Annotated in this window: 2 protein-coding genes and 3 pseudogenes; 2 read left to right on the forward strand and 3 right to left on the reverse strand. The window is 63.9% G+C overall.

The window, feature by feature from the left end:
* Positions 1-80, reverse strand: a pseudogene (locus tag AC01FP_RS16775) (co-chaperone GroES); the annotation flags it as partial.
* Positions 81-133: 53 nt separating this feature from the next.
* Positions 134-289 (reverse strand): annotated as a pseudogene (locus tag AC01FP_RS16780) (AAA family ATPase); the annotation flags it as partial.
* 441 nt (positions 290-730) lie between these two features.
* Here AC01FP_RS16780 and AC01FP_RS16785 point away from each other — a divergent pair.
* Together AC01FP_RS16785 and AC01FP_RS16790 are read left to right on the forward strand one after the other, a co-directional pair.
* Positions 731-913, forward strand: a pseudogene (locus AC01FP_RS16785) (tetratricopeptide repeat protein); the annotation flags it as partial.
* Positions 914-930: 17 nt separating this feature from the next.
* Complete coding sequence (locus AC01FP_RS16790) at positions 931-1,644, forward strand: hypothetical protein (protein ID WP_474481812.1); 714 nt, start codon at positions 931-933, stop codon at positions 1,642-1,644.
* A 41-nt stretch (positions 1,645-1,685) separates the two neighbouring features.
* Here the strand turns inward: AC01FP_RS16790 and AC01FP_RS16795 are convergent, their stop codons facing one another.
* A complete protein-coding gene (locus AC01FP_RS16795; protein WP_474481810.1) occupies positions 1,686-2,663 on the reverse strand; it encodes a 3'-5' exonuclease in 978 nt (325 codons plus the stop codon).
* Positions 2,664-3,011: the final 348 nt, after the last annotated feature.

Below are 3,011 nucleotides of genomic sequence, written 5' to 3' on the forward strand. Positions count from 1 at the left end.
CCGGCGTACTTGCTGTAAAGCACCTTGTCGCCAATGCTGACCTCAGGAGCCTGACGGCTGCCATCGTCGTTGCGCTTACCTTGCCAATTGCATCAAACTCATCAAAAAACAGAACGCACCTCTGGTTTCGTGCCTGGGCAAAGAGCTTCGCCAGCCGGAGTGCTGTTTCGCCTAGGTAGCTGCCAATGATCGTTTCGTAACGCACCATCAGCAGGGGGCAGCCCAGCTCAAAGGCCACCGCTTCTGCTAATGAGGTCTTGCCATTACCAGGTGGCCCCGTAAGCAGCATTCGGTGCCGCGGTTCGAGATTATGTGCACGCAGCAAGTCGGTTCGATTTTGCTCCTCAACCAGCTCATTGCACGCCTGAAGAACCACTGCGGGGAGCAGCAGATCATCAAGCCGGCGGCGAGGCCGCAGCTCATGAAATAGAGATGTACCCTGGCCATTGATGCCGACGACACCTGAGCGCAGGAGAGGCGGAGAGTTGCTCTGGAAATGGAGGTGTTCCGCTAGCCGGTCGGCCAGTACATGATGCTGCTTCGCGCGCTCCTCACTGATTAGCGCTTCCAAGGTGCTATGAAACAGTTCCCGGTTTCCGCCGGCTCCTGCGCTTACCAGATCAATAAGAAGGTCTGCCCGGGCCACCGCTGTCCTCCGTGGGTCCTGAGGTGTGGTACTGGCATTGAGCCAGCGTCGGACATCCAAGGCTTTTCAGAGAGTATCGGATAATTGGAGCCGGCGCCGCGGAAAGTATCGGCGATTGCCTCCATCGGCCTGCTCCTGCAGCAGCGCAGGTTCGATGAGGCCCGGCCTCTGCTCGTAACACTGGTGCAGCTGCAGCCCGAGCACCCGGAGGCCTCATGCAACCTTGGCGTGCTCGCCAATGAGGAGGGCCAGCTGGATGAGGCCCGGCTGCTGCTGCGCGGGTGGTGGTTGCCAACGCCGGCGATTCGCATGCCAGAGCCAATGCCCAGGAGGCGCTGGGATTGGCCGTCCTGCGCCAGGAAGACAGGGCGGAAACCCGCGAGGCGCTGGAGGCGGCCATTGAGCTGGAGTCCTGGAACGCCTTTGCTCTACGCAGTCTCGGCAGCCTGCTGGTAATCGCCGGGGCCTATGCGGCAGCTGTGAAGCGCTTCCGCCAGGCGCTGGCGGTGGCGCCAGACGATCTGATCACCACCTACAACCTGGCCCAGGCGTTGCTGGAGCTCGATCCAGAGGAGCACCGCGACGAGGCCGACCGGTTGCTACTGCAGGTGATCGAAGCCCAGCCTTACAGCGAGCTGGCGGGCAAGGCGAAGGACCTGCGCGGCAGCATCGCCAGCCGCGACCTGCGTGCCGATCAGCCCGATGGGCTCAGGCAGGACGCCGTTAGCTACTGCCTCCAGGCCCTGCAGCTGTTCGAGGGAATGGACCAGAGGCAGTTCATGGCGGTGCTCAGCGAGGTGGCGGCCGTCGGCCAGAGCGGGCTGCAGATCAATGAGCCGGGCACCTCCCGCAGCCTTAAGACCCTGCCTGGCAACTGGAGCGATCTGGCCCTGGCCTGCCTGATCCATGTGGGCATGAAACGTTTCACGCCCGATGAAGATTCAGGGCTGGGGATCGGGGCTGAGTACGAAGAGGCGGTGCGGTTGCAAGGGGGGTGATGACGTCCAGAGCAGATGTAGTTTCTGCATCGATCGGAGCCTCAGGGTTCGCCAACACTGGCTTGCTTCTCCCCCCAGCGCTTGGCGGCAACCGCAGCCCCGGGTTGCGCCTCCTGAAACACCTTGCTCGCCACCAGCGGATGGCCGGCGGTGCGGAGCCGGCACATCAGCGGGCTGTCAATGAACAAGCTGGAGACCACCAGCACATCGGCCGGTGTATCGGGGTCAAGTGGGATAGGGAGCAGGCCGAGGTTGGTGGCATGGTTGAAGGCCTTCTGCGCCTTGAAGTCCCAGCCGTGGGCGTCCTCACCGAGCAGGGCGACGGTGCCCCCGGCGGCGGGGAGTGTCACCGAGGTGTCGATCCAGTCGTGGCTCTGCAGCAGGCACTGCCGTCTACCGCCGACCCGCGGCAACAGGGCCGGGGGCTCCAGCGCTGAACGGCTGATTCCGGCCACCCGTACCGCCGCCCGTGAAGGATGGAGATGGGGTAGGCCATGGCGGAGCAGCGCAGCAAGGGCGCGGGCATCGCCAAGGGCGGTATGGGCATCGTCGCCGGAGAGAGTGACGCCATGGGCGGCGCAGAGCTTGCCGAGGCTCAGGAACGGGTTGGGCATGGTGTCGATGCCATCGCCCAGATCCAGCACCAGATCAGGGATCGCCTCAGCGGCCTGCCAGAAGTGGTGCCGCAGGATCGGGCCATCAAACCCATCGAGGTTGTGGGCCACCAGCACCCGGCCCTCAAGCAGTTGCGCCAGCACCGGCGCAACCGCAAAGAAGCCGGGTGCCTGGGCAGCCAGGCTCTCGTCAATGCCGTGCACGGCAGCATTGGGAATCGGCACGCCGGGGTTGATCACGCTGCTCCATTCCTGCTCGATCTCACCCTCAGGCGAGAGCAGCAGAAGGGCGATCTCCACGATGCGGCAGAACTGGCCGGTGCCGGTGGTCTCTAGATCGAGCACGGCAAAGCCGCGGGCTCCAGCTGGGAGTAGCTGCGGCAGCGGCTGGGGTTGCGTGGCCATGGGTTGATTCAGCTTCTCCAGAGATAACGGCCCCCTGGCCTGAACGCACAGCTGCGGGCATCAAAGATGCAGGAACCGCATCGAAGAGGCCTGCACCCTCGGGATGGCTGGTTTTCGCTGGTGGAGTTCAGCCATTTGGCTGCTACCGCTCGCTGGTCGGATGTAGGTCAACAGGGAGCTGTGCCAGGACCCACCAACATTCAACCCTCGCTGGCCTGGAAGAGCCAACTGCCTGCCTACATCCCGCCCGAGCCCTGGGGGCACCTGCATTAGCCCCTGCTGATGCCATCAACGCCTGGTGTCGGCTGCACGGGCGCCAACCTGGCCGGTCTTGATGATGGTGCCGCC

It is taken from the genome of Cyanobium sp. NIVA-CYA 375, from assembly GCF_056108345.1.

Coding starts and splice junctions, on each gene's coding strand:
- AC01FP_RS16795 (WP_474481810.1), bottom strand. CDS start 2,663: ATGGCCACGCAACCCCAGCCGCTGCCGCAGCTACTCCCAGCTGGAGCC.